At 71.3% G+C, this 24,730-nt stretch carries 13 protein-coding genes and 2 rRNA genes; 7 read left to right on the top strand and 8 right to left on the bottom strand.

Annotated features, from left to right (window positions below):
- Nucleotides 1–73: 73 nt before the first annotated feature.
- From QQY24_RS17075 to QQY24_RS17065, 3 genes are all read right to left on the bottom strand, one after another.
- Nucleotides 74–3,195, bottom strand: a 23S ribosomal RNA gene (locus tag QQY24_RS17075).
- Between the two features lie 306 nt (nucleotides 3,196–3,501).
- Nucleotides 3,502–5,028: ribosomal RNA gene (locus tag QQY24_RS17070) — 16S ribosomal RNA — on the bottom strand.
- The 16S and 23S rRNA genes sit together here, the layout of an rRNA operon.
- 670 nt (nucleotides 5,029–5,698) lie before the next feature.
- On the bottom strand, nucleotides 5,699–6,247 hold the full coding sequence (locus QQY24_RS17065) for a MarR family winged helix-turn-helix transcriptional regulator (protein WP_301973549.1): 549 nt from the start codon (nucleotides 6,245–6,247) through the stop codon (nucleotides 5,699–5,701).
- Between the two features lie 134 nt (nucleotides 6,248–6,381).
- Here QQY24_RS17065 and QQY24_RS17060 point away from each other — a divergent pair, with 134 nt between their 5' ends.
- Entirely contained in the window at nucleotides 6,382–7,641 is a 1,260-nt protein-coding gene (locus QQY24_RS17060) for an MFS transporter (RefSeq protein WP_301976271.1), read from the top strand.
- A 57-nt stretch (nucleotides 7,642–7,698) separates the two neighbouring features.
- Here the strand turns inward: QQY24_RS17060 and QQY24_RS17055 are convergent, their stop codons facing one another.
- On the bottom strand, nucleotides 7,699–9,345 hold the full coding sequence (locus tag QQY24_RS17055; protein WP_301976270.1) for a SpoIIE family protein phosphatase: 1,647 nt from the start codon (nucleotides 9,343–9,345) through the stop codon (nucleotides 7,699–7,701).
- 129 nt (nucleotides 9,346–9,474) lie between these two features.
- Complete coding sequence (locus QQY24_RS17050; protein WP_301973548.1) at nucleotides 9,475–10,854, bottom strand: NAD(P)/FAD-dependent oxidoreductase; 1,380 nt, start codon at nucleotides 10,852–10,854, stop codon at nucleotides 9,475–9,477.
- A 378-nt stretch (nucleotides 10,855–11,232) separates the two neighbouring features.
- Between QQY24_RS17050 and QQY24_RS17045 the strand changes: the two genes are divergently transcribed.
- Together QQY24_RS17045 and QQY24_RS17040 are read left to right on the top strand one after the other, a co-directional pair.
- Nucleotides 11,233–12,096, top strand: a complete 864-nt coding sequence (locus QQY24_RS17045) for a TetR/AcrR family transcriptional regulator (RefSeq protein WP_301973547.1) — start codon at nucleotides 11,233–11,235, stop codon at nucleotides 12,094–12,096.
- Nucleotides 12,097–12,418: 322 nt separating this feature from the next.
- Nucleotides 12,419–14,374 carry a sigma-70 family RNA polymerase sigma factor gene (locus tag QQY24_RS17040; RefSeq protein WP_301973546.1) on the top strand — a complete coding sequence of 652 codons (1,956 nt, stop codon included), beginning with the start codon at nucleotides 12,419–12,421 and terminating at the stop codon, nucleotides 14,372–14,374.
- A gap of 232 nt (nucleotides 14,375–14,606) precedes the next feature.
- Here the strand turns inward: QQY24_RS17040 and QQY24_RS17035 are convergent, their stop codons facing one another.
- On the bottom strand, nucleotides 14,607–16,685 hold the full coding sequence (locus tag QQY24_RS17035; protein WP_301973545.1) for an asparagine synthase-related protein: 2,079 nt from the start codon (nucleotides 16,683–16,685) through the stop codon (nucleotides 14,607–14,609).
- Nucleotides 16,686–17,433: 748 nt separating this feature from the next.
- Between QQY24_RS17035 and QQY24_RS17030 the strand changes: the two genes are divergently transcribed.
- The 4 genes from QQY24_RS17030 to QQY24_RS17015 all read left to right on the top strand — a co-directional run bounded on the left by QQY24_RS17030 (nucleotide 17,434) and on the right by QQY24_RS17015 (nucleotide 22,551).
- A complete protein-coding gene (locus QQY24_RS17030) occupies nucleotides 17,434–18,858 on the top strand; it encodes an MFS transporter (protein ID WP_301973544.1) in 1,425 nt (474 codons plus the stop codon).
- Between the two features lie 88 nt (nucleotides 18,859–18,946).
- The gene (gene lhgO, locus QQY24_RS17025) at nucleotides 18,947–20,164 is read left to right on the top strand and encodes an L-2-hydroxyglutarate oxidase (RefSeq protein ID WP_301973543.1); all 1,218 of its coding nucleotides are present in this window, start codon (nucleotides 18,947–18,949) and stop codon (nucleotides 20,162–20,164) included.
- Nucleotides 20,165–20,301: 137 nt separating this feature from the next.
- Nucleotides 20,302–21,144, top strand: a complete 843-nt coding sequence (trmB, locus tag QQY24_RS17020) for a tRNA (guanosine(46)-N7)-methyltransferase TrmB (RefSeq protein WP_301973542.1) — start codon at nucleotides 20,302–20,304, stop codon at nucleotides 21,142–21,144.
- Nucleotides 21,145–21,195: 51 nt separating this feature from the next.
- Nucleotides 21,196–22,551: a PrsW family intramembrane metalloprotease gene (locus tag QQY24_RS17015; RefSeq protein ID WP_301973541.1), complete on the top strand. Its 1,356-nt coding sequence runs from the start codon at nucleotides 21,196–21,198 to the stop codon at nucleotides 22,549–22,551.
- Nucleotides 22,552–22,571: 20 nt separating this feature from the next.
- On the opposite strand, the gene QQY24_RS17010 is transcribed toward QQY24_RS17015, so the two are convergent.
- Nucleotides 22,572–23,519, bottom strand: a complete 948-nt coding sequence (locus tag QQY24_RS17010) for an aldo/keto reductase (RefSeq protein ID WP_301973540.1) — start codon at nucleotides 23,517–23,519, stop codon at nucleotides 22,572–22,574.
- 178 nt (nucleotides 23,520–23,697) lie between these two features.
- A complete protein-coding gene (locus QQY24_RS17005) occupies nucleotides 23,698–24,729 on the bottom strand; it encodes a M23 family metallopeptidase (protein ID WP_301973539.1) in 1,032 nt (343 codons plus the stop codon).
- Nucleotide 24,730 lies beyond the last annotated feature (1 nt).

Here is a 24,730-nt window from a genome sequence, read left to right as displayed (position 1 = left end):
TGAACGCCGCACCATGTGCGAGCACACGGGGCTGTTCGTGGTTTCAGAACCAACACAGTGGACGCGAGCAACTGAGGACAAGCCCTCGGCCTATTAGTACCGGTCACCTCCACACGTTACCGTGCTTCCAGATCCGGCCTATCAACCCAGTCGTCTACTGGGAGCCTTACCCCATCAAGTGGGTGGGAGTCCTCATCTCGAAGCAGGCTTCCCGCTTAGATGCTTTCAGCGGTTATCCCTCCCGAACGTAGCCAACCAGCCATGCCCTTGGCAGGACAACTGGCACACCAGAGGTTCGTCCGTCCCGGTCCTCTCGTACTAGGGACAGCCCTTCTCAAGACTCCTACGCGCACAGCGGATAGGGACCGAACTGTCTCACGACGTTCTAAACCCAGCTCGCGTACCGCTTTAATGGGCGAACAGCCCAACCCTTGGGACCGACTCCAGCCCCAGGATGCGACGAGCCGACATCGAGGTGCCAAACCATCCCGTCGATATGGACTCTTGGGGAAGATCAGCCTGTTATCCCCGGGGTACCTTTTATCCGTTGAGCGACGGCGCTTCCACAAGCCACCGCCGGATCACTAGTCCCGACTTTCGTCCCTGCTCGACCCGTCGGTCTCACAGTCAAGCTCCCTTGTGCACTTACACTCAACACCTGATTGCCAACCAGGCTGAGGGAACCTTTGGGCGCCTCCGTTACTCTTTAGGAGGCAACCGCCCCAGTTAAACTACCCATCAGACACTGTCCCTGATCCGGATCACGGACCCAGGTTAGACATCCAGCACGACCAGACTGGTATTTCAACGACGACTCCACACACACTGGCGTGCCTGCTTCACAGTCTCCCAGCTATCCTACACAAGCCGAACCGAACACCAATATCAAACTGTAGTAAAGGTCCCGGGGTCTTTCCGTCCTGCTGCGCGAAACGAGCATCTTTACTCGTAGTGCAATTTCACCGGGCCTATGGTTGAGACAGTCGAGAAGTCGTTACGCCATTCGTGCAGGTCGGAACTTACCCGACAAGGAATTTCGCTACCTTAGGATGGTTATAGTTACCACCGCCGTTTACTGGCGCTTAAGTTCTCAGCTTCGCCCCACCGAAATGGAGCTAACCGGTCCCCTTAACGTTCCAGCACCGGGCAGGCGTCAGTCCGTATACATCGCCTTACGGCTTCGCACGGACCTGTGTTTTTAGTAAACAGTCGCTTCTCGCTGGTCTCTGCGGCCACCCCCAGCTCAAGCAGCACATGCTCTCACCAGACGTGGCCCCCCTTCTCCCGAAGTTACGGGGGCATTTTGCCGAGTTCCTTAACCATAGTTCACCCGAACGCCTCGGTATTCTCTACCTGACCACCTGAGTCGGTTTAGGGTACGGGCCGCCATGAAACTCGCTAGAGGCTTTTCTCGACAGCATAGGATCATCCACTTCACCACAATCGGCTCGGCATCAGGTCTCACCCTGCATGAGCGGCGGATTTACCTACCACTCGGGCTACACCCTTACCCCGGGACAACCACCGCCCGGGATGGACTACCTTCCTGCGTCACCCCATCACTCACCTACTAACCGCTTGGTCCGGCGGCTCCACCACTTTCCATTCCCCGAAGGGTCCGGAACGGCTTCACGGCCTTAGCATCACGATGCTCGATGTTTGACGCTTCACAGCGGGTACCGGAATATCAACCGGTTATCCATCGACTACGCCTGTCGGCCTCGCCTTAGGTCCCGACTTACCCTGGGCAGATCAGCTTGACCCAGGAACCCTTAGTCAATCGGCGCAAACGTTTCTCACGTTTGTATCGCTACTCATGCCTGCATTCTCACTCGTCAACCGTCCACAACTACCTTCCGGTGCTGCTTCACCCGGCAGACGACGCTCCCCTACCCATCAACACACCCGTTGGGGCTATATATGTCAATGACACGACTTCGGCGGTACGCTTGAGCCCCGCTACATTGTCGGCGCGGAATCACTAGACCAGTGAGCTATTACGCACTCTTTCAAGGGTGGCTGCTTCTAAGCCAACCTCCTGGTTGTCTGTGCGACTCCACATCCTTTCCCACTTAGCGTACGCTTAGGGGCCTTAGTCGATGCTCTGGGCTGTTTCCCTCTCGACCATGGAGCTTATCCCCCACAGTCTCACTGCCGCGCTCTCACTTACCGGCATTCGGAGTTTGGCTAAGGTCAGTAACCCGGTAGGGCCCATCGCCTATCCAGTGCTCTACCTCCGGCAAGAAACACACGACGCTGCACCTAAATGCATTTCGGGGAGAACCAGCTATCACGGAGTTTGATTGGCCTTTCACCCCTAACCACAGGTCATCCCCCAGGTTTTCAACCCTGGTGGGTTCGGTCCTCCACGAAGTCTTACCTCCGCTTCAACCTGCCCATGGCTAGATCACTCCGCTTCGGGTCTTGAGCGTGCTACTAAAACGCCCTCTTCGGACTCGCTTTCGCTACGGCTTCCCCACCCGGGTTAACCTCGCAACACACCGCAAACTCGCAGGCTCATTCTTCAAAAGGCACGCAGTCACGAGAATGAAGAAAACTCCACTCCGACGCTCCCACGGCTTGTAGGCACACGGTTTCAGGTACTATTTCACTCCCCTCCCGGGGTACTTTTCACCATTCCCTCACGGTACTATCCGCTATCGGTCACCAGGGAATATTTAGGCTTAGCGGGTGGTCCCGCCAGATTCACACGGGATTTCTCGGGCCCCGTGCTACTTGGGTGTCTCTCCAACGAGCCGCTGACGTTTCGACTACGGGGGTCTTACCCTCTACGCCGGACCTTTCGCATGTCCTTCGCCTACATCAACGGTTTCTGACTCGTCCCACGGCCGGCAGACCGTGAAAGAGAGATCCCACAACCCCGCACACGCAACCCCTGCCGGGTCTCACACGTATACGGTTTAGCCTCATCCGGTTTCGCTCGCCACTACTCCCGGAATCACGGTTGTTTTCTCTTCCTGCGGGTACTGAGATGTTTCACTTCCCCGCGTTCCCTCCACACTGCCTATGTGTTCAGCAGCGGGTGACAGCCCATGACGACTGCCGGGTTTCCCCATTCGGAAACCCCCGGATCAAAGCCTGGTTGACGACTCCCCGGGGACTATCGTGGCCTCCCACGTCCTTCATCGGTTCCTGGTGCCAAGGCATCCACCGTGCGCCCTTAAAAACTTGGCCACAGATGCTCGCGTCCACTGTGCAGTTCTCAAACAACGACCAGCCACCCATCACCCCGGACCACCGTCCGAGTGCACTGGGGCCGGCACCTGAGGAAAAAAACCCATTCCCTCAGACACCCAACAGCGTGCCCGACACGACCAGCCGACCAGATCAGCGTTCCACACCCCCAAGGGCAGTACTAGCGCCTGATCCATCCTGGACCCTGCCGAATAGTCAACGTTCCACCCATGAGCAACCGGCATCGGACACTCGCCGATGCACCGGCCTCTGACCGGGCCAGGCCCGGTAAGAAGTGCTCCTTAGAAAGGAGGTGATCCAGCCGCACCTTCCGGTACGGCTACCTTGTTACGACTTCGTCCCAATCGCCAGTCCCACCTTCGACAGCTCCCTCCCACAAGGGGTTGGGCCACCGGCTTCGGGTGTTACCGACTTTCGTGACGTGACGGGCGGTGTGTACAAGGCCCGGGAACGTATTCACCGCAGCAATGCTGATCTGCGATTACTAGCGACTCCGACTTCATGGGGTCGAGTTGCAGACCCCAATCCGAACTGAGACCGGCTTTTTGAGATTCGCTCCACCTCACGGTATCGCAGCTCTTTGTACCGGCCATTGTAGCACGTGTGCAGCCCAAGACATAAGGGGCATGATGACTTGACGTCGTCCCCACCTTCCTCCGAGTTGACCCCGGCGGTCTCCCGTGAGTCCCCAGCACCACAAGGGCCTGCTGGCAACACGGGACAAGGGTTGCGCTCGTTGCGGGACTTAACCCAACATCTCACGACACGAGCTGACGACAGCCATGCACCACCTGTACACCGACCACAAGGGGGACCCTGTCTCCAGGGTTTTCCGGCGTATGTCAAGCCTTGGTAAGGTTCTTCGCGTTGCGTCGAATTAAGCCACATGCTCCGCCGCTTGTGCGGGCCCCCGTCAATTCCTTTGAGTTTTAGCCTTGCGGCCGTACTCCCCAGGCGGGGCACTTAATGCGTTAGCTGCGGCACGGACAACGTGGAATGTTGCCCACACCTAGTGCCCACCGTTTACGGCGTGGACTACCAGGGTATCTAATCCTGTTCGCTCCCCACGCTTTCGCTCCTCAGCGTCAGTATCGGCCCAGAGATCCGCCTTCGCCACCGGTGTTCCTCCTGATATCTGCGCATTTCACCGCTACACCAGGAATTCCGATCTCCCCTACCGAACTCTAGCCTGCCCGTATCGACTGCAGACCCGGGGTTAAGCCCCGGGCTTTCACAACCGACGCGACAAGCCGCCTACGAGCTCTTTACGCCCAATAATTCCGGACAACGCTCGCGCCCTACGTATTACCGCGGCTGCTGGCACGTAGTTAGCCGGCGCTTCTTCTGCAGGTACCGTCACTTTCGCTTCTTCCCTGCTGAAAGAGGTTTACAACCCGAAGGCCGTCATCCCTCACGCGGCGTCGCTGCATCAGGCTTTCGCCCATTGTGCAATATTCCCCACTGCTGCCTCCCGTAGGAGTCTGGGCCGTGTCTCAGTCCCAGTGTGGCCGGTCGCCCTCTCAGGCCGGCTACCCGTCGTCGCCTTGGTGAGCCATTACCTCACCAACAAGCTGATAGGCCGCGGGCCCATCCTGCACCGCCGGAGCTTTCCAGAACCACAGATGCCCATGATCCTCATATCCGGTATTAGACCCCGTTTCCAGGGCTTGTCCCAGAGTGCAGGGCAGATTGCCCACGTGTTACTCACCCGTTCGCCACTAATCCCCTCCCGAAAGAGGTTCATCGTTCGACTTGCATGTGTTAAGCACGCCGCCAGCGTTCGTCCTGAGCCAGGATCAAACTCTCCGTGAATGCTCACCCCGGACCATGCAAACCAGCACATCCGGTGCACACATCACGAGAGCGGAACAGCCGGGCGGAATAAGCCCAGCCGTTCACAGCGTCCTCGCTGTGTCTACTTCAAAGGAACCTCGACCATCGGAAAACAACCTCCGACGGACGGGGTATCAACATATCTGGCGTTGACTTTTGGCACGCTGTTGAGTTCTCAAGGAACGGACGCTTCCTTCGTACTCACCCTCACGGGCTTTCCTCCGGGCGCTTCCCTTCGGTCCTGCGTCTCCGACTCTACCAGATCCTTTTCCGATCCGATTTCCTCGGTGCTTTCCAGGTTCCCGCTCTCGCGTTTCCCTTTCCGGCGGTTCCGACTCTATCAGATCCTTTCGGACCTGACTCCCAGTCAGCGGGCGTTGTCCTTGCGGCCGTTGGGCCGTTCCGACGTCTCAAACCTTAGCGGATCCGTCCGGTGATTCCCAATCGGGCCACCGGATCCCCATTCGAATTGAATTCCGGCATGCCGAATTCAACCCCGCCGGGTGATCGTGCTGATGGTGTGAGGTGCCGCTCGTAGCGGCGGAGGTGCTGCCGGAGAACCGTTACGGCTCCGCGGCAACCCGAAGAACTCTACGGATCGCTCCAGGGTGTGTCAAGTACCCCGTGTCAAGATCTTTTCGGCGCCGGCTCAGTCCAGGTCGGTGAGGCGGCCGCCGGCGTCCGGCTGGGCGTGTTCCACACGGCGCAGGAGCCTGGTCAGGACCTCGTCGAGGACCGCCCGCTCCGCGGGAGTGAGGTCCTGGAGCAGCTCCTCCTCGAAGACGGTCGCCAGACGCATCGCCTCGAGCCACTTCTCGCGACCCTCGGGAGTCAGCTCGACGATCACCCGTACGCGGTTGGACTCGTCGCGCTCCCGGGTGACCAGTCCCTCGGCGACCATGCGGTCGATCCGGTGGGTCATCGCGGCCGGGGTGAGGCCGAGCCGCTTGGCGAGCTCGCCGGGCCCCATGCGGTAGGGGGCGCCGGACAGGACGAGGGCCTTGAGCACCTCCCACTCGGCGTTGCTGATGCCGAGGGCGGCGGTCTGGCGGCCGTAGGCCACGTTCATCCGGCGGTTCAGGCGGGACAGGGCCGACACGATCTTCTCGACCTGGGGATCGAGGTCCTGGAACTCGCGCTGGTAGGCGGCGATCTGCTCTTCGAGCGTCGGCTCTGTGGCGCCGGGAGTGTCGGCCATGAGCGCAGTATGGCACGGAGCCCCTTTGCCCTGAAGTCCTTGATTGTGTACTCTTTAGATTCGAACTTTAGCTTCGAAGTCTTCACTCCTAACTAGTGAGAGAGGTGAACGTGACCAGGGCGACGGGCGGCGCGATGCGCCGGATCCACGTGGGCAACGCACTCAGCGCGTTCGGGCTCGGTTTCACGGTCCCCTACCTGTACGTCTACGTGGCGCAGGTACGGGGTCTGGGGGCCACGACGGCGGGACTCGTGCTCGCGGTCTTCGCCGTGGCCGCGCTGGTCGTGCTGCCGTTCGCCGGCCGGGCGATCGTGCGGCGCGGCCCGCTGCCGGTCCTGCTCGCCGCCCTGGTCCTGGCCGCGCTGGGCGCCCTGAGCCTGGGGCTCGCGGGCAGCGCCGCCACGGTGCTGCTGTCGGCGGCGGCGCTCGGGGCGGGACAGGCCGTGATGCAGCCGGCGCTGGCGACGATGATCGTGGACTGCTCGACGGCCGGGACGCGGTCGCGGGCGTTCGCGACGCAGTTCTTCCTGCAGAACCTGGGACTCGGGACGGGCGGCCTCATCGGCGGCCACCTCGTCGACACGTCCCGGGTGTCCTCCTTCACCCTCCTCTTCGCGATCGAGGCGGCGGTGTTCCTGCTGCTGGCCGTGGTGCTGTCGACGGTGCGGACGCCGCACTCCCCGCGGATCCCGGACGCGCCGGTCGCCGCGTCGCGGGGCAGCTGGAAGCAGCTGCTCGGGAACCGGGCGATGGTGCAGCTGTGCGTGCTGGGCTTCGTGCTGTTCTTCGCCTGCTACGGGCAGTTCGAGTCGGGGCTGAGCGCGTACGGCGTGGAGGCCGCGGGGATGTCCACCTCCGCGCTGGGTACGGCGCTGGCCGCGAACACCCTGATGATCGTGGTCGCGCAGTTCGCCGTGCTGAAGTTCGTCGAGCGGCGGCGGCGCTCGCGGGTCATCGCCGGTGTGGGGCTCGTCTGGGCCCTGGCGTGGGTCGCGGCGGGGTACGCGGGACTCGGGCACGGCGGCCAGGAGATGGCCACGGCCGCGTTCGTGTCGACGTACGCGCTGTTCGGGCTCGGTGAGGCGATGCTGTCGCCGACCCTCGCCCCGCTGGTCGCGGATCTGTCGCCGGAGGGGATGGCCGGACAGTACAACTCGGCGTTCGCGCTGGTCAAGCAGTTGGCCCTGGCTGTCGGGCCGGCGGTGGGCGGACCGCTGGCGGCTTCGCTGCACGGACCGTACGTCGTGACCTTCCTGCTGTTCTCGCTGGGGATCACGGTGCTCGCGCTGCGGCTGGGACGGCGGCTCACCGTCGCCCAGGACCAGCCGTGGGCCGCCGCGCGGGGCCGGGTCGTCGCCCGGGGCGGAGCGCCCGCGGAGTCCGTGGCGGCGTAGTGGCGGGGCGGGCGACCGTCCCGCGCGTCCGGGGGTGCGTTCCGCGCCCCTTCGGGGCTATGCCTTCGGCAGCAGGAACTCGCACCAGACCGCCTTCCCGCCGCCCGGGGTTCTTCGGGACCCCCAGTGGGAGGCGATCGTGGCGACGATGGCGATGCCCCGGCCCGACTCGTCGGCGGGCTCCGCCCGGCGCCGGCGCGGCAGGCGGTCGTCGCCGTCGGTGACCTCGACGATCAGGCGGCGGTCGGTGCGGCGCAGGCGCAGGCGCATCGGCGGGATGCCGTGCTGGAGCGAGTTGGCGACCAGTTCGCTGGTCGCCAGGACACCGAGGTCGTGCAGCTCGGCCGGGAAGCGCCAGCTCGTCAGGACACCGGAGGCGAACGCACGCGCGCGGGGCGCCGCCTCCACGCCGCCGAGGAGCTCCAGGACCGCGTTGCGGAAGAGGTCCCCCTCGGGACCCGTACGGGCGGGGTGCTGGAGGACGAGGACGGCGACGTCGTCGTCGTGGTCGGCGGTCACCCCCGCCGAGCGGACCAGGCGGTCGCAGACGACCTGGGGGCTGCCGGTCGCGCCGGCCAGGGCGCGCTCCAGGGAGGCGATGCCCTCGTCCAGGTCCTCGTCGCGCCGCTCGACCAGACCGTCCGTGTAGAGGACCGCCGTGGCGCCCGGGCCCAGCGCGATCGAGCCGGAGGTGTGGATCCAGCCGCCGGTGCCGAGCGGCGGGCCGGTGGGTTCGTCGGCGCGCAGGACGGTGCCGTTCGCGTCGCGGACCAGGATGGGCAGGTGGCCGGCGGTGGCGTACACCAGGCGGCCCTCGTTCGGGTCGTGCACGGCGTACACGCAGGTGGCGATCTGGTTGGCGTCGATCTCGGTGGCGAGGCCGTCGAGGAGCTGGAGCACCTCGTGCGGGGGCAGGTCGAGGCGGGCGTAGGCGCGGACGGCCGTGCGGAGCTGGCCCATGACCGCCGCCGCGCGGACGCCCCGGCCCATCACGTCGCCGATCACGAGCGCCGTCCGGCCGCCGCCGAGGGTGATCACGTCGTACCAGTCGCCGCCGACCGCGGCCTCGGTGCCGCCGGGGTGATAGGTGGCGGCGATGCGCAGGTCGTCGGGCTGCTCCAGTTCCTGCGGGAGCAGGGAGCGCTGGAGGGTGACGGCGGTCTCGCGCTGGCGGCGCTCGCTGGCGCGCAGGCGCCCGGCGGCCTCGGCGTGGTCGGTGACGTCGGTGGCGAAGACGAGGACCGCGCCGTCGCGGGCGCCGCCGTCGGCCACGGGGGTGCAGGTGAAGGTGTAGGAGCGGCCGTCGACGGCCTTGCGGGACTTCAGCGTGCGGGGCCTGCCGCTGCGCAGCACCTGGTCCAGGAGCGGGAGCAGGCCCAGTTCGGCCAGTTCGGGCAGCCCGTCGCGGGCGGCGGCGCCCGGGGGGCGGGCGCCGAAGGCGGCCTCGTAGGCGCCGTTGACGTAGGCGATGCGGTGGTCGGGGCCGTGGACCAGGGCGACGAGGGCCGGCACGCGGTCCAGGACGTCGCGCGCGGGCAGTTCGTCCACGGCGGGCACGGGCGGTGTGCCCTCGGCCGGCCGTTCGGTGCGGGCCGCGGGCACGGCGCCTTCCCCCCGCCGGTCCGGGGTGACAGCCTGCTCGGTCCGCGCTGCGGCGCGGCGCTGCGTTCCGGGGAGCCGGGCGCTCCAGCGCGTGAAGTTCACAGTGGGGAAAGCCTCGTGGGTGCTGAGGGCGGGCAGGTGCCCGTCCAAGGACGGGGGCAGTCTGGCAGGTGGCCGTCCGTGGCGGTATCCGTCAGACGCCGGGGCGGGCCGTGGAGTTCCTGGGTCCGGTCAGGACGACCCCTTCGGGTCGTCCGAAGGACTGTGAGGGGGCTTCTCCCCGGCCGCGCGTTCGAACTCCGCCCGGGGGTGCTCCAGCGAACCGAGCGAGACGATCTCCCGCTTGAAGAGCCCGGCCAGGGTCCACTCGGCGAGGACGCGGGCCTTGCGGTTGAAGGTCGGCACCCTGCTGAGGTGGTAGGCGCGGTGCATGAACCAGGCCGGGTAGCCCTTCAGCTTGCGTCCGTAGACCTGGGCGACGCCCTTGTGCAGGCCGAGGGAGGCGACGGAGCCGACGTACCTGTGCGCGTACGTCTCCAGCGGCTCGCCGCGCAGGGCGTGCACGATGTTGTCGCCGAGGACCCTGGCCTGGCGGACCGCGTGCTGGGCGTTGGGCGCGGTCTCGGTGCCGGGCTCGGCGGCGGTGACGTCGGGGACGGCGGCGGCGTCGCCCGCGGCCCACGCGTGCGGGGCCCCGTCGACGGTCAGTTCGGCGGTGCACTTGAGGCGGCCCCGTCCGGTGCGGGGCAGGTCGGTGGCGGCGAGCACCGGGTGCGGTTTGACGCCGGCGGTCCACACGACCGTACGGGTGGGGAAGCGCTGGCCGTCGCTGAGGACGGCGACGCGGTCGGCGCAGGACTCCAGGCGGGTGTCCAGCAGGACCTGGACGTTGCGGCGGCGCAGCTGGGTGACGGTGTAGCGGCCCAGCTCCTCGCCGACCTCGGGGAGGATGCGGCCGGCGGCCTCCACGAGGATCCAGCGCATGTCCCCGGGGCGGACGTTGTGGTAGTAGCGCGCGGCGTAGCGGGCCATGTCCTGCAGTTCGCCGAGCGCCTCGACGCCGGCGTAGCCGCCGCCGACGAAGACGAAGGTGAGGGCGGCGTCGCGGACCGAGGGGTCCCGGGTGGAGGAGGCGATGTCCATCTGCTCGATGACGTGGTTGCGCAGGCGGATGGCCTCCTCGACGGTCCTGAAGCCGATGCCGTGCTCGGCGAGGCCGGGCACGGGCAGGGTGCGGGAGACCGAGCCGGGGGCGAGGACGAGCTCGTCGTAGCCGAGGAGCTCGGCGGCCCCGCCCTCCTCCTTGGTGGCGAGCGTGGTGACGGCCGCGGTGCGCACCGCGTGGTCGATGGAGGTCACCTCGCCGATGATGATCCGGCACCGGTCCAGGACGCGGCGCAGCGGTACGACGACGTGGCGCGGGGAGATCGAGCCGGCGGCCGCCTCGGGGAGGAAGGGCTGGTACGTCATGTAGGGCTCGGGAGTGACGACGGTGATCTCCGCCTCTCCCCGCCCGAGCTCCCGCTTCAGCCTCCGCTGGAGACGCAGGGCCGTGTACATCCCGACGTAGCCGCCGCCGACGACCAGAATGCGCGCACGTTCCTTCACCATCCCATGACGCACCCGGCGCTGCTGTTTGTCCACAGCCCCGGCAATTCGTGTGACCGGCGGGCGGGCGCGCGCGGGACCGGGCGCGCCGTCGGGGCGGGGCGGAAGCGGGCAGGTCAGCGGGGGCGGGCGAGGGGGAGCGGAGGGGGATGATCGGGACAGTGGTGATCCCTGCTCCGATCGGGGGGCGCTTTGTGCGGAACCAGCCTCTTCTGAATTGACCCTCTCTCAACTATGTTCGTGTGACGACGGGGTGTAGGGAATGTGGTCGAACCGGTCCGCGACGGGTGGTCCGGGTCGTGGACCGATGCCGGTTCCGCGCACCTCGCGATCAGTGGCGGGGAGAGTCTCCGGGGGAGACGTCATTAACCGGGGGAACACATGCATGCTCAGGACACTCATTGGTCATCCGCCGCCACCCTCGCGCCCGGAGGCGCGGCGGTGAGCGCGGCGGCGGGCAGCGGGCGGGCGGACCTGGTCCGGACGGACGCGAAGCACACGGACGCGGGGCGCACCACGCCGCTGCGGGTGGACGCACAGCGCAACCTGGAGCACGTGCTGCGCGCCGCGCGGGAGGTCTTCGGCGAGCTGGGGTACGGCGCTCCGATGGAGGACGTGGCGCGGCGGGCGCGGGTCGGCGTCGGCACCGTGTACCGGCGCTTCCCGAGCAAGGACGTGCTGGTCCGGCGAATAGCCGAGGAGGAGACCGCGCGGCTGACCGAGCAGGCCCGGGCGGCACTCGGTCAGGAGGAGGAGCCGTGGTCGGCCCTGTCGCGGTTCCTGCGGACCTCCGTGGCGTCGGGGGCGGGGCGGCTGCTGCCGCCGCAGGTGCTGCGCGTGCGGGGTGGCTCCGCCGGTTCCGGTGATGCGGGTGCTTCCGGTGGCTTTGCTGCTCCCGGTGGCTTCGGCGGGTCCGGCGGCCCGGGGGCTTCCGCGGCGGGGGTCCGGGTGCCGCAGCAGCGGTATCCGGTGGGTCCCGGGGAGTTGAGGCTGCTGCCCGAGGAGCGTTCGCCGGCGGCGTGCGCGGCCGAGGAACCGGGGGTCGCCGCGCTGCTGGAGGTCGTCGGGCAGCTGGTGGAGCGGGCTCGGGCGGCGGGGGAGCTGCGGGCGGACGTCTCGGTGTCGGACGTGCTGCTCGTGATCGCCACGGCGGCGCCGTCGCTGCCGGACGCGGAGCAGCGGGCCGCGGCTTCGGCCCGGCTGCTGGAGATCCTGCTGGAGGGACTGCGGTCCCGGCCGGCGTAGGAGGCACCGTGGGGGACGCCCCCTGCCTCCTCTTCGCCTTCGGCGGGTCCTCCTTCCCACCCGCACCGCCCGCACCACTTGTGCGGCTCTCGCGGTCGGGGGCCGGCGGTCGGCGGTCGGCGGTGCGCCAGGTGCCGCGGTCCGCTGTGGGCGGTGCGGTTCGGTCGGACTCGGCCGGCTCAGCGAGCGACGGGTTGCGCACTGGCTGAAACGGGGCCGCTCGAACGGGTGGTTTCCATTGGCGCCGGAGGGCTGGTGGGAGGGACGTGACAGGGTGCGTCGGTGACGGATTGGGCTGGGCCGGCGGCGGGGGACTTCCGCGATGGGCGCTGACGGGTGGGGGGAGACGCGCGGTGACGGAGGTCCGGGAACCGGGGGGCCGGCCTCGCCGCAGGTGCCCGCCCAGGACGGCCGGACCGGTGCGCCTCGCCGGGCCGGGCCACGTGAGCGGTCCGAGGGCGGGGCACCGGTCCGGCGCGACGGCGGGGTGCCGCCCCGGGGGGTGCCGCCCGCCGACGGTGAGCTGATCCAGCGGCTGCGCGCGGGGGACGACTCCGCGTACGAGGAGCTGTACCGGCGCCACGCCGACGCGGTGCGCCGCTACGCCCGCACCTGCTGCCGTGACCCGCACACCGCGGACGACCTGACCGCCGAGGTGTTCGCCCGCACGCTGCAGGCGGTGCGGGGCGGCTCGGGGCCCGAGTACGCCGTGCGGGCCTACCTGCTGACCTGCGTGCGGCACGTCGCCGCGCGCTGGACGAGGTCCGCCGGGCGTGAGCAGCTCGTGGACGACTTCGCCGTCTTCGCCGAGCGGGCTTCGCGCGGGCCCGGGGCTCCCGGCGACGACGCCCTGGACCCGGGCGCCGACGTGCGCGCCCTGCACGAGGCGGAGCAGTCCATGGCCATGCGGGCCTTCCGCTCGCTGCCCGAGCGCTGGCAGGCCGTGCTGTGGCACACCGAGGTCGAGGACGAGTCGCCGGGCGAGGTGGCCGTGCTGTTCGGGCTGGACGCCAACGGCACCCGGGTGCTGGCGAGCCGGGCCCGTGAGGGCCTGCGGCAGGCCTACCTCCAGGCCCACGTGAGCGCGGCCCTCGCCGCGGGCGGGGAGTGCGCCCGCCACGCCGGCCGGCTCGGCGCCCACGCCCGCCGCAAGCTGCGCGTCCGCGCCGAGCGCGACCTGCGCAAGCACCTCGACGCGTGCGCCCGGTGCCGGTTGGCGGTGGCGCAGCTCGAAGAGGTGGCGAGCGCCATCCCCGCCGTCGTCCCGGTCGCGGTCATCGGCTGGTTCGGCACCGCCGGGTACGCGAAGGCGCTGGGGATCGTCGCCGGAGGCGCCGGAGCGGGTGCCGCGGGTGCCGCCGCGGCACCCGGGTCCTCGGGCGGTGCCGGTGCGGGCGGTGGCGCGGCGGTCCCCGCGGCACTGGGGGCGCCGGTGAAGGCGGGCATCGCGGCCGGGATGGTCGCGGTGGCCGTCGCCGCGGTGGCCCTGGCCCTGGTGGACGACGGCTCCCCGGCCAAGGCGCCGGCCGGGCCGTCACCCGCCGCGCCGGCCGTCCGGCCGCGGACGCCGGCCCCCGCACCGCCACCGCCGGGGAAGCCCTCCGTCCCCCGGTCCGTGGCCCTCGGCCCCGAGCCGGTTCGTACGCCTGCCCCCGCGCCGAAGCACGGGCCCGCGCCCGGACCCGCCCCGTCCGTGGGCACGCCCCGACCCGTGCCCACGCCCACGGGCGCCTCCGGCCCGGACGCCGGCTCCACTCCCGTACCGGACCCGGAGCCGACGTCCGGGTCCGCCCCGACGCCCGCTCCCCCGCCCGCTCCCCCGTCGGCGCCCTCACCGGCTCCCGCCGTCTACGAGATGAGCGAGATCCACTACGACGTCGACGGCGACGGCACCGGACCCGAGATCCGGCTGCGCGGGAGCAGTTGGATCTGGCAGCGCTACGGCATGTCGGTCGGCGGCAAGCAGTACGCGCGCGGCGCCACCGTGAGCGGCGAGTCCACCGTCACCATCGACCTCAACCGCCGGTGCACCGCCTACGACGCCCTGGCCGGTGTGGACGACATGGGTCCCGGTCCCGGCGGGGTCTCCTTCTCGGTCCACGCGGACGGGGTCCGGCTGTGGCGGTCCGCGACGGTGCGGGGCGGGGACGCGGCCGTGCCCGTCCGGGTGGACGTGACCGGGCGGAGGACCGTACGGCTCGTCGTGGAACCGCGCGGCGACGCCCCTGGCCGGGCGGTGCCGGCCGACTGGGCGGAGTCCCGGTTCACCTGCCGCTAGCCGTGCTGTCCGGCGCACGGCGCCGTCGGTCCGGGACGTCGGCGCGGGGCGTCGGCGCGGGGCCGTCGACGCCTCCGGGCCGCCACCAGCCGGCGCACCGCCCGTGGCCCGGACGCCGCGGGCCGCTCGACGGCGCGACCGGGCCGGACGGAGAGCCGGGGGAAGGCGCCCGGAGGCCGGGCGGGGCCGGGACCCGGTCACGCGGACCGGCGCCGCACCGCCTCCCCGTCCCTCACACCCCCGGCGTCAGCGCTCCCCGCCGCGGCGCTATCCCGGCGGGCACCGCGCGGACGCGGGACGGGGTTCCCGTCCAGCAGGTGCCTCGGCGGGCCAGGAGGCGGTGGAGCCAGAGTTCGAGGGAGACCAGGTCGGCCAGGCCGTCCAGGGGGAGTGGTTCGCCCGCCGCCGCGGCGCGCAGCGCCTTGCGGACCACGCGGGCCTCGACCAGGCCGGCCTCCGCGAGCAGGGGGGTGGAGAAGAGGTCGACCAGGGAGTCGGCGGCCATCCGCAGGCCCGCGCGCACGGCGGCCGCCGAGGTCGCGTGGGAGGGGACGCCCCAGCCGGGCGGCAGGTCGGTGACGCCGGCGCCCTCCAGGACCGTGCGCAGGACGGCGGCGCGGGCGCCGGGCTGGACGCGCAGGGCCTCCGGGAGGGCGCGGCAGGCCCGGACGACCTGGTTGTCGAGGAAGGGCGCGTGCAGGCGCTGGGAGCGGATCTCGGCGGCCTGCTCCAGCACCCGCAGGTCGGCGGCGTGCCGGGCGAGGACCGCCCGCGCGCGGAACTCGCCGGGGCGCTGGACGGAGCCCATCGAGGAGCGGACCGCCTCCCCCTGGAGCAGAACCGATACTTCAGCGAGTGCCTCCCCCGTCAGCCAGCGCGCCGCCGAGCCGGGTCTCGCCCAGGTCAGCGCGGCGAGGGACGCGTCCAGCGCACCGTGGGGCTCGTCGAAGCGGCGCCGCATCAGCCGCTCGGCGAGCAGCTCCAGGCCCGCCCGGTACGGGGTGCGGGCCAGTCGCCGGGCCGCGCCGTACACGCGCGCGGGGACCATCACCGAGCCGTCGGCCCGGGTGAGCGCGGCGACCGGCCGGACCAGGTGGCGCCGTTTGCGGTCCATCAGGAGGTCCGCGAGGCGGGCGGGGTGGGCGTCCAGGACCTGGCGGGCGCCGTGCCCGACGAAGTGGTCGGCGCTGCCTGCGGCGAGCCGGGCGCGGTGCCGGACCGCCGTCACCAGGGAGGGGCCCGGTTCGTCGGTGAGGGGGCCGTCGAGGTCGGCGTACGGCAGGGTCTCCTCGCCGCCGGTCACCACGACGTGGTGCAGGCGGGGGTTGGCCGCGAGGGTGCCGGCGCGCTCCAGTTCGGCCTCGTGGCCGCCGACGGCCAGATCGTTGAAGGTGACGGCGAGCAGCCGCTCGCCCGCGCCCGTGCCGTGGCCCAGGAGCGTGCCGGGCCGGCCGGGCAGTCCGGCGGCGAGCAGGGCCAGGGTGGCGGAGGCGGAGCCGCCGGAGAGGTCGGCGCCGATGCCCGGCACCGGCATCCCGCGCGCGGCCCGCCGCTCGGCGGGGCCCATGCCGGGCACCGGCCCGGGGTCCAGCTCGGGCACGTGCCGGGGTGCCGACAGGCGCGCGCGCACGGCCTCCACCAGGGCGTCCCGTATGCCGTCCACCGCGCGGTCCGGGTCGGCCGGGGACGCGGCGACCGCGAGGGAGGCGACCGGCTCGTAGCCGACGACTTCGCGCGCCCCGCCCCGCAGGACCAGCGCGTGCCCCGGCGGGATGCGCCGTACGCCCTCGTAGGGGGTGGTGTCGCGCAGCGCGGCCGGCACCTCGGGGGCGGCGAGCAGGGCCGCCAGGTGGCCGAAGTCGAGGTTGGCCTCGACGAGGTCGGCGAGCGGCAGCGCGGCCGTGGCGTAGGCGGTGCCGCTGGCCCAGGGGGTGTGGAACACCGGGCGGGCGCCGGCGAGATCGCCGCAGACGGTCAGGCGGCGGCCCACCTGGACGACGGCCGTGTAGCTGCCGGGCCAGGTCGTCAGGTGCCGCAGTGCGCCCCCGCGCGCGGTGAACAGGGCGCGCCGCAGGTCCTCGTCGGAGGCACCGCAGGTGCCGAGGACGGCGATCCGGTTCTGCGTGTCGGCCACCACCACGCGGACCTCGTCCGGCCGCCAGTCGCCGACGGCCCACAGCGGGTCGGGGTCGCCCCACAGGAGCTGGGAGCCGACCGGTTGCAGCGTCTCGCCGTCGGGACCGGTGGCACCGGCGGAACCCAGCCCGGTGATGCCCGCGGCGGCGCTGCTCCACCCCACCAACCACCGCATCGACGCCTCCACAGACCGTGGACAAACCAGTGCACCGCATGAACCGGTCCCCATGCTGCCATGAAGAGCGGGCCGCCGAGGGACGGCGGCGCCGCGTTCGACCGGGGGAAGGGCCGGGCGGTGGGCGGTGGAACGCCCTTGCGGCACGACGGAGATGTGATCTCCGCGCGGCTTTCCCGCGGCATCGGCGCGCTGTCGGGGCGATGTCGGTGCGATACGAATGCGCCCCCGATTTGCGCCCCAAAAACTCCCTTCGCTCCCTCAACTCCCGTGATGGAGGAGGGAATCACTGGCCTGAGACAGCGACTGCTTTCGGCCAAATCAGCGCGGCGTCAGCGGATTCGAGCACGCTCCGTACAGGCCTGCGGAAGGCGCGGCGACGCGGACACGCGCGCGGTCCGGGAGGCGGGCAGCGCCTCCCGGACCGGTCCGCCACCCGCGGGGATGAAGGCGGCGGTGTCCCCCAGCCCGCTGGATCCAGTACAGCGGGCCGACCCACGCAGGAGCCATGGAACCGCTCCCCTCCCTGGCCGGAGAAGAGCGCACGGGCGGGCGCACGGCCACACGGCCGGGGGCACGACGCGACGGCGTGTGCACGGTGCGTACAGGCCCGCGCCTCCGCACGGACCACAATCCCGCCATCCGGAACAATGCCCCTTAACGCTTGGGATGCGGCGAACTACGCTGGGTTTACGAATGCCGCACGGTTATGCCAGCGCGGCAGCCGTCTGTGTCGAGGGGTGGCGCAATGTCCAGGGAGCAACGCGGGCCGAACGAAAAACTCGGCGCCGTTCTCGCCCTCGCGGGAATCAGCAACGCAGGACTCGCCCGGCGCGTCAACGACCTTGGCGCCCAACGCGGGTTGACACTTCGCTACGACAAGACGTCGGTGGCGCGCTGGGTGTCGAAGGGGATGGTGCCGCAGGGAGCGGCGCCGCACCTCATCGCCGCCGCCATCGGCCAGAAGCTCGGCCGCCCGGTGCCGCTCCACGAGATCGGCCTGGCGGACGCGGATCCCGCCCCCGAAGTGGGTCTCGCCTTCCCCAGGGACGTCGCGCAGGCGGTGAAGTCGGCCACCGAGCTGTACCGGCTCGACCTCGCCGGCCGCCGGGCCGGCTCCGGCGGCATCTGGCAGTCGCTCGCCGGGTCGTTCGCGGTCAGCGCGTACGCGACGCCCGCCTCACGCTGGCTGATAACCCCCGCCGACAGTTCGGTCGCGCGCGAGGGGACCCCCGCCGAGGGTTCCGGCGCACCGCTCAAAGTCGGCCACAGCGACGTGCGGAAGCTGCGGGAGGCCGCCGAGGACGCCAGGCGCTGGGACTCCAAGTACGGGGGCGGCGACTGGCGTTCGTCGATGGTGCCGGAGTGCCTGCGGGTGGAGGCGGCGCCGCTGCTGCTCGGCTGCTACTCCGACGAGGTGGGCCGCGCCCTGTTCGGCGCGAGCGCCGAACTGACCCGGCTGGCCGGCTGGATGGCCTTCGACACCGGCCAGCAGGAGGCCGCCCAGCGGTACTACATCCAGGCGCTGCGCCTGGCCCGCGCCGCCGCGGACGTCCCCCTCGGGGGTTACGTGCTGGCCTCCATGTCGCTGCAGGCGACCTACCGGGGCTTCGGCGACGAGGGCGTGGACCTCGCGCAGGCCGCCGTGGAACGCAACCGGGGACTGGCCACCGCCCGCACCATGAGCTTCTTCCGGCTGGTCGAGGCGCGGGCGCACGCGCGCGCGGGGGACGCGCAGGCGGCGGGCGCCGCCCTGAAGGCCGCCGAGGCGTGGCTCGAGCGCTCGCGGGAGGGCGACAGCGACCCGTCGTGGCTCGGTTTCTACGGCTACGACCGGTTCGCGGCCGACGCGGCCGAGTGCTACCGCGACCTGAAGGCACCGCGCCAGGTGCGGCGGTTCACCGAGCAGGCCCTCTCCAGGCCGACGGAGGAGTTCGTGCGGTCGCACGGACTGCGCCTGGTGGTCTCCGCGGTCGCCGAACTGGAGTCGGGGAACCTGGACGCGGCCTGCGAGCAGGGGGTGCGCGCCGTGGAGGTGGCCGGGCGCATCTCCTCGGCGCGGACCACCGAGTACGTCAGGGACCTGCTGCACCGGCTGGAGCCGTACGGGGACGAGCCGCAGGTGGTGGAGTTGCGGGAGCGGGCCCGGCCCCTGCTGATGGCTCCGGCCTAGACACCGTCGGCCGCACCCGTTCCGGTGCCGTACCCGCCCCTGCGTTTGAACGCGTTGTCAGTGGCGCAGTGCACTATCGAGACGGGAGGTGGTGCACGTGCGGGCGGGCGGGTACGACTGCGATGTGCTCGTGGTCGGTGGGGGGATCGTCGGGCTGTCCACGGCGTACGCGATCACGCGTGCCGCTCCCGGGACGCGGGTGACCGTGCTGGAGAAGGAACCGGGGCCGGCCCGGCACCAGACGGGGCGCAACAGCGGGGTCGTGCACAGCGGGATCTACTACCGGCCCGGCTCCCTCAAGGCGCGGTACGCGGTGCGGGGCGCCGCCGAGATGCAGAAGTTCTGCACCGAGTACGGCATCGCGCACGCCGTCACCGGCAAACTGATCGTCGCCACCGAGCGGGCGGAGCTGCCGCGGCTGCACGCGCTCGTGCAGCGCGGCCGGGAGAACGGGATCCCGGTGCGCGAGCTGGGATCCGCGCAGATCGCCGAGTACGAGCCGGAGGTGCGGGGGCTGGCCGCGATACACGTCGGCACCACCGGCGTGTGCGACTTCGTCGCCGTCGCACGGCAGCTCGCGCGGGCCTCGGGCGCGGACATCCGGTACGGGGCCCGGGTCGTCCGGGTGGACCGGCGGCCGGAGCGCGGAGTGGCCGTGCTGACCGCGGGCGGGGACGTCGTGCGCGGGCGCGTGCTGGTCAACTGCGCCGGGCTGCACTGCGACGAGGTGGCGCGGCTGACCGGTGACGAACCGGGCGTGCGGATCGTGCCGTTCCGCGGGGAGTACTACGAGCTGGCGCGGCCCGAGCTGGTGCGGGGGCTGGTGTACCCGGTGCCGGACCCGGCCTTCCCGTTCCTCGGGGTGCACCTGACCAGGGGCATCGACGGGGGCGTGCACATCGGGCCCAACGCGGTGCCGGCGCTGGCCCGGGAGGGGTACGGCTGGGGGGTCGTACGGCCCCGGGAGCTGGCCGCGACGGCGGCGTGGCCGGGATCGTGGGCGATCGCCCGGCGGCACTGGCGGTACGGGGCGGGGGAGCTGCGGCGGTCGGTGTCCAAGGGGGCGTTCCTGGCGGCGGTGCGCAGACTGCTGCCCGCGGTGCGGGAGGGGGACCTGGTGCGGGCCCCCGCCGGGGTGCGGGCACAGGCGGTGCTGCGGGACGGGACGCTGGTGGACGACTTCCTGATCCGGGAGGGGGAGCGGGCCGTGCACGTGCTGAACGCGCCCTCCCCCGCGGCCACCGCGTCCCTGCCCATCGGCAGGGAGATCGGGCGCCGGGCACTGGCCCTGCTCGGCCCCTCGTGAGGGGCCCCCGCGCGGCGGGACGGACCCCGGGGCACCGCGGCCTTCGGCCCGCGGGACCCGTGCGGGCCCGCGGGCGCGGTCCCGTCCCGCCCGGCCCGGTCGGCCGCGGGTGGCGGGCGCCGTAAAATCGGGGCACTGTGTCTGACTCCCTCGATCTCCCCGACGCCCCCCGGTCCGCCTCCGGCGGGCCGTCGTCCCCGCACGCCCCCGGTGTGTCCGTCCGGCACGGCCGGGACAGGGGGGAACCGCGGTTCCCGGACGGGCCCAGGGCCGATCCGGCCGGGTCGCACTTCGAGCGGCGGATCCGGAGCTTCCAGCCGCGGCGCAGCCGGGTGACGGCCGGGCAGGCCGAGGCGCTGCAGCGGCTGTGGCCCCTGTGGGGGCTGGACATCGACGGGCAGCGGGTCATCGACCTCGCGGAGCTGTTCGGCAACGACGGGCCCGTCGTCCTGGAGATCGGCTTCGGGATGGGCGAGGCCACCGCGCAGATGGCCGCAGAGGACCCCGGCACCAACATCCTGGCCGTGGACGTGCACACCCCCGGCCAGGGGAACCTGCTGAACCTCGCCCACCGCGACGGGCTGTCCAACATCCGCGTGGGCAACGGCGACGCGATCATCCTGCTCAGGGAGATGCTCGCCCCCGGCTCCCTCGACGGCCTGCGCGTCTACTTCCCCGACCCCTGGCCCAAGAAGCGGCACCACAAGCGGCGGTTGATCCAGCCCGAGTTCCTCACCCTGGCCGCCACCCGGCTGAAGCCCGGCGCGATCGTGCACTGCGCGACCGACTGGGAGCCGTACGCCGAGCAGATGCTGGACGTGCTGACCGCGCACCCGGACTTCGAGAACACCCGGGCCGACGGCGGATTCGCGCCGCGCCCCGCCTTCCGGCCGCTGACCCGCTTCGAGGGGCAGGGACTGGACAAGGGACACGTCGTCAACGACCTGCTCTTCCGGCGCGTACCGCACCGCGACCGGTAGCGGCCGACAACGGCCGCCCCCCCTCGTCCGGTCACCGTTAGGGTCGGTGCCGTGGCCACCAGTCCTCCGTACCCGACGTACCCGACGTACCCGACGTACCCGACGTACCCGCCCGGCTCCGGTGGCGGAGCACTGCGACACCCGCACTGGTGGCAGCGCCCCTGGGCGCGCTACGGCGCCCTGATCACGCTGCTGGCGCTGTCCGGGCTGGTGATCCTGGCGCTGGTGCGCCGGCAGACCGGCACCGAGGGCTTCCTCGTCGGCCTCGGCCTGGCCGTGCTGCCCGTGCCGTGGCTGCTGGCCGCCTTCCGGTGGCTGGACCGGGTCGAGCCGGGCCCCTGGCGCAACCTGGTCTTCGCGTTCGCCTGGGGCGCCTGCGCGGCGGCGCTGGTGGCCATCGTCGCCAACAGCTTCGCCACCCGGTGGATAGCCACCGCGACCGCCGACCCGGCCGGCGCCGACACCCTCGGCGCGACCGTCATAGCGCCCGTCGTGGAGGAGTCCGCCAAGGCCGCCGCCGTGCTGCTGGTCTTCCTCTTCCGCAGGCGGGACTTCACCGGCATCGTGGACGGCGTGGTGATAGCCGGGGTCACCGCCACCGGGTTCGCGTTCACCGAGAACATCCTCTACCTGGGCACGGCCTTCGGCACCGACCAGCTCACCGGCGACCGCGGCATCGCCTCCGTCACCGCCGCCACCTTCTTCGTGCGCATCGTGATGTCCCCGTTTGCGCACCCGCTGTTCACCGTGCTCACCGGCATCGGCTTCGGCGTCGCCGCGCAGTCCGCAGAGCGGCAGCACGCCCGGCGCGCCCTGGTCCCGCTCGGCGGGCTGCTGCTCGCGATGGGCACGCACGCCCTCTGGAACGGCTCCTCGGCCCTGGGCCGGTTCGGGTTCTTCGCCGTCTACGCCGCCTTCATGGTGCCCGCGTTCGGCTTGCTGACCTGGCTGGCCGTCTGGACCCGGCAGCGGGAACTGCGGACCGTGCGGGAGGAGCTGCCGGCGTACGCGCACGCCGGGTGGCTGGGGCCGGCCGAACCGTTCGCCCTGGGGTCGATGCGGGCGCGCCGGATGGCCCGGGAGTACGCCGGGCACCACTTCGGGGGCCGGCCGGCGGCGCGCGACGTGGCGCGGTACGAGGCGTGCGCCACCTCGCTGGCGTTCCTGCGGCACCGGGCGCGAAAGGGGCGGGCCGGCGGCGACTTCGCCGTACGGGAGCGGGAACTGCTGGCGGAACTGTGGGGGCGGAGGGCGGCGGCCCGGCCGTCGCTGGAGTACGCGGCCCGGGCCTCCGCCCCGGTGCCCCCGCCCACGGCGTACTGGACGCCGTACGGGTACCCGGCGGTGCCGTACGGGTACCCGGCGGTGCCGTACGGGCACCCCGCCTACAACCCGTACAAGTCCTAGCGGGCCGGGGGCGGGAAGGGCTACGCCGACGCCTCGGTCAGCCTGCGCAGGTCCTCCTCCGGCAGGGTCAGGCCGGTCATGCCCAGCAGGGCGGGGAGCTGGTCGACCGTCCGGGCCGAGGCGATGGGGGCCGCGACCGTGGGCTGGGCCGCGAGCCAGGCGAGGGCGACCGCGGCCACCGGGGCCCCGTGGGCGGTGGCGATCTCGTCCAGGGCCGTGAGGACGTTCCGGCCGCGCTCGGAGCCGAGGTACTGGGCGGCCCGGCCGGCACGGGCGCTGTCGACCGTGGCGCCGGGGCGGTACTTGCCGGTGAGGAAGCCGGACGCGAGGGCGAAGTACGGAACCGAGGCGAGGCCCTCCCGGGCCGCGAGGTCCCGCAGGGGGCCCTCGTAGGTGTCGCGGGAGACCAGGTTGTAGTGGGGCTGGAGGGCGACGTAGCGGGCGAGGCCCTCGCGGTCGGAGAGGTCGAGGGAGGCCCGCAGGCGCTCGGGGCTGATGTTGGAGGCGGCGATGTGCCGGACCTTGCCCGCCCGCACCAGCTCGTCGAGGGCGCCGATGATCTCCTCGACCGGCACCTCGGGCTGGTCGAAGTGGGTGTAGTAGAGGTCGATGTAGTCGGTGTCCAGGCGGCGCAGGGAGGCGTCGGCGGCGGCCTTGATGTTCGCGGCGGACAGGCCCCGGTACCGGGGGTGCTGGCTGACCTTGGTCGCGATGACGACGTCGGAGCGGTTGCCGCGGGCCCTGACCCACCTGCCGATGATGGTCTCGGACTCGCCGCCCCGGTTGCCCTCGATCCACGCCGAATAGGAGTCGGCGGTGTCGACGAAGTTGCCGCCGGCGGCCGCGTAGGCGTCGAGGACGGCGAAGGAGGTCTCCTCGTCGGCGGTCCAGCCGAAGACGTTGCCGCCGAGGGCGAGCGGGAAGACCTCGAGGTCGGAGGAGCCGAGTTTGCGCAGAGGAACAGTCATGCCTCTGTTCAACGATCGTCCGCCGGCCGCGCATTCCGGTCCCGGCGCGAACGGTGTGCGGACGCGACCGGCGGCCCTGACGACGGGGGTGCCGTCGGGACCGCCGGGGGCCCGCGGGTGCACCCGGGGAAGGGCCCGCCCGCTCCTCAGGGCTCACGGGCCCGCCGGACGGGGCTCGTCAGGGGGTGAGGCCCTTGCCGCGCAGCCACGCCATCGGGTCGATGCCGGTGGCCTGGCCACCGGGGTGGACCTCCAGGTGCAGGTGCGGGCCGGTGACGTTGCCGGTGGCGCCGACGCGGCCGATGACGTCACCGGTGCCGACCTTCTGGCCGACGGAGACGCTGATCGAGGACTGGTGGCAGAACCACAGCTCCGTGCCGTCGTCCAGGGTCAGGATGGTCCGGTAACCGTAGGAGCCGGCCCAGCCGGCCTCGGTGACGGTGCCGCCGTGGACGGCCTTGATGAGCGTGCCGGTGGGGGCGGCGAAGTCGAGGCCGGTGTGGTAGCCGGAGGACCACATCGAGCCGGCCTGGCCGAAGGTCGAGGTGATCGTGTACGACGAGGTGGGCAGCGTGTACCGCTTGGCCAGCTCGGCCAGGCGCGCCTGCTCGGCCTTCTTCTCGGCGGCGGCCTCCGCCTTCTCCTTGGCCGCGGCGGCCTGGGAGGCGGCTTCCTTCTCCGCCTCGGCGGCCGCGTCCGCGGTCTGCTTCTGGACGGCGGCGACGGCGGCCGCGGTGGCCTTGTCGTTCGCCGCGCTCTGCTGCCGCTCGGCCTGGGCCATGATCCGGTTGCGCAGGGCCTCCCCCGCGTCGGAGGTGCCCTGGCCGTCGGCGGCGGAGGCGGTGCCGACGCCGCCGAGCGTGTCCGCGGCGGGCGCGTCGGAGGAGTCGTCGCCGAACAGGGAGCCGACCGAGGGCAGGTCCGGCAGGGAGATGGACACCGGCGGCTTGCCGGTGCTGGCGCTGGCCATGCCGCCGGCGCCGACGGCGGCGATCACGCCGACGCCGAGGACGGTGGAGCTGCGGGCGAGTCCGCCGCCGCGCTGCTTGGCCACGCGGTGCCGGCCGCGTACCGGGCGGACGGAGTCCTCGGTGGGGTTCCACTCCTCCCACGGCCCCTCGTCGGCGCGGTACTCGCCGTGGCCGAAGGCCGCGGACTCGTGCGGAGCCGGCGGGTACGGGGTTTGGGGGGCAGGCCGGTTGGACGCCACG

This window comes from Streptomyces sp. TG1A-8 (assembly GCF_030499535.1).
Classification (GTDB): domain Bacteria; phylum Actinomycetota; class Actinomycetes; order Streptomycetales; family Streptomycetaceae; genus Streptomyces.
The sequence above is the reverse complement of the archived record's forward strand: the minus strand, read 5'-3'. Positions and strand labels throughout refer to the sequence as shown.

Excerpts from the sequence above, each read along its gene's own strand:
- QQY24_RS17065 (WP_301973549.1), bottom strand. The coding sequence starts at position 6,247 with ATGGCCGACACTCCCGGCGCCACAGAGCCGACGCTCGAAGAGCAGATC.
- QQY24_RS17060 (WP_301976271.1), top strand. The coding sequence starts at position 6,382 with ATGCGCCGGATCCACGTGGGCAACGCACTCAGCGCGTTCGGGCTCGGT.
- QQY24_RS17050 (WP_301973548.1), bottom strand. The coding sequence starts at position 10,854 with ATGGTGAAGGAACGTGCGCGCATTCTGGTCGTCGGCGGCGGCTACGTC.
- QQY24_RS17045 (WP_301973547.1), top strand. The coding sequence starts at position 11,233 with ATGCATGCTCAGGACACTCATTGGTCATCCGCCGCCACCCTCGCGCCC.
- QQY24_RS17040 (WP_301973546.1), top strand. The coding sequence starts at position 12,419 with ATGGGCGCTGACGGGTGGGGGGAGACGCGCGGTGACGGAGGTCCGGGA.
- QQY24_RS17035 (WP_301973545.1), bottom strand. The coding sequence starts at position 16,685 with ATGCGGTGGTTGGTGGGGTGGAGCAGCGCCGCCGCGGGCATCACCGGG.
- QQY24_RS17030 (WP_301973544.1), top strand. The coding sequence starts at position 17,434 with ATGTCCAGGGAGCAACGCGGGCCGAACGAAAAACTCGGCGCCGTTCTC.
- QQY24_RS17010 (WP_301973540.1), bottom strand. The coding sequence starts at position 23,519 with ATGACTGTTCCTCTGCGCAAACTCGGCTCCTCCGACCTCGAGGTCTTC.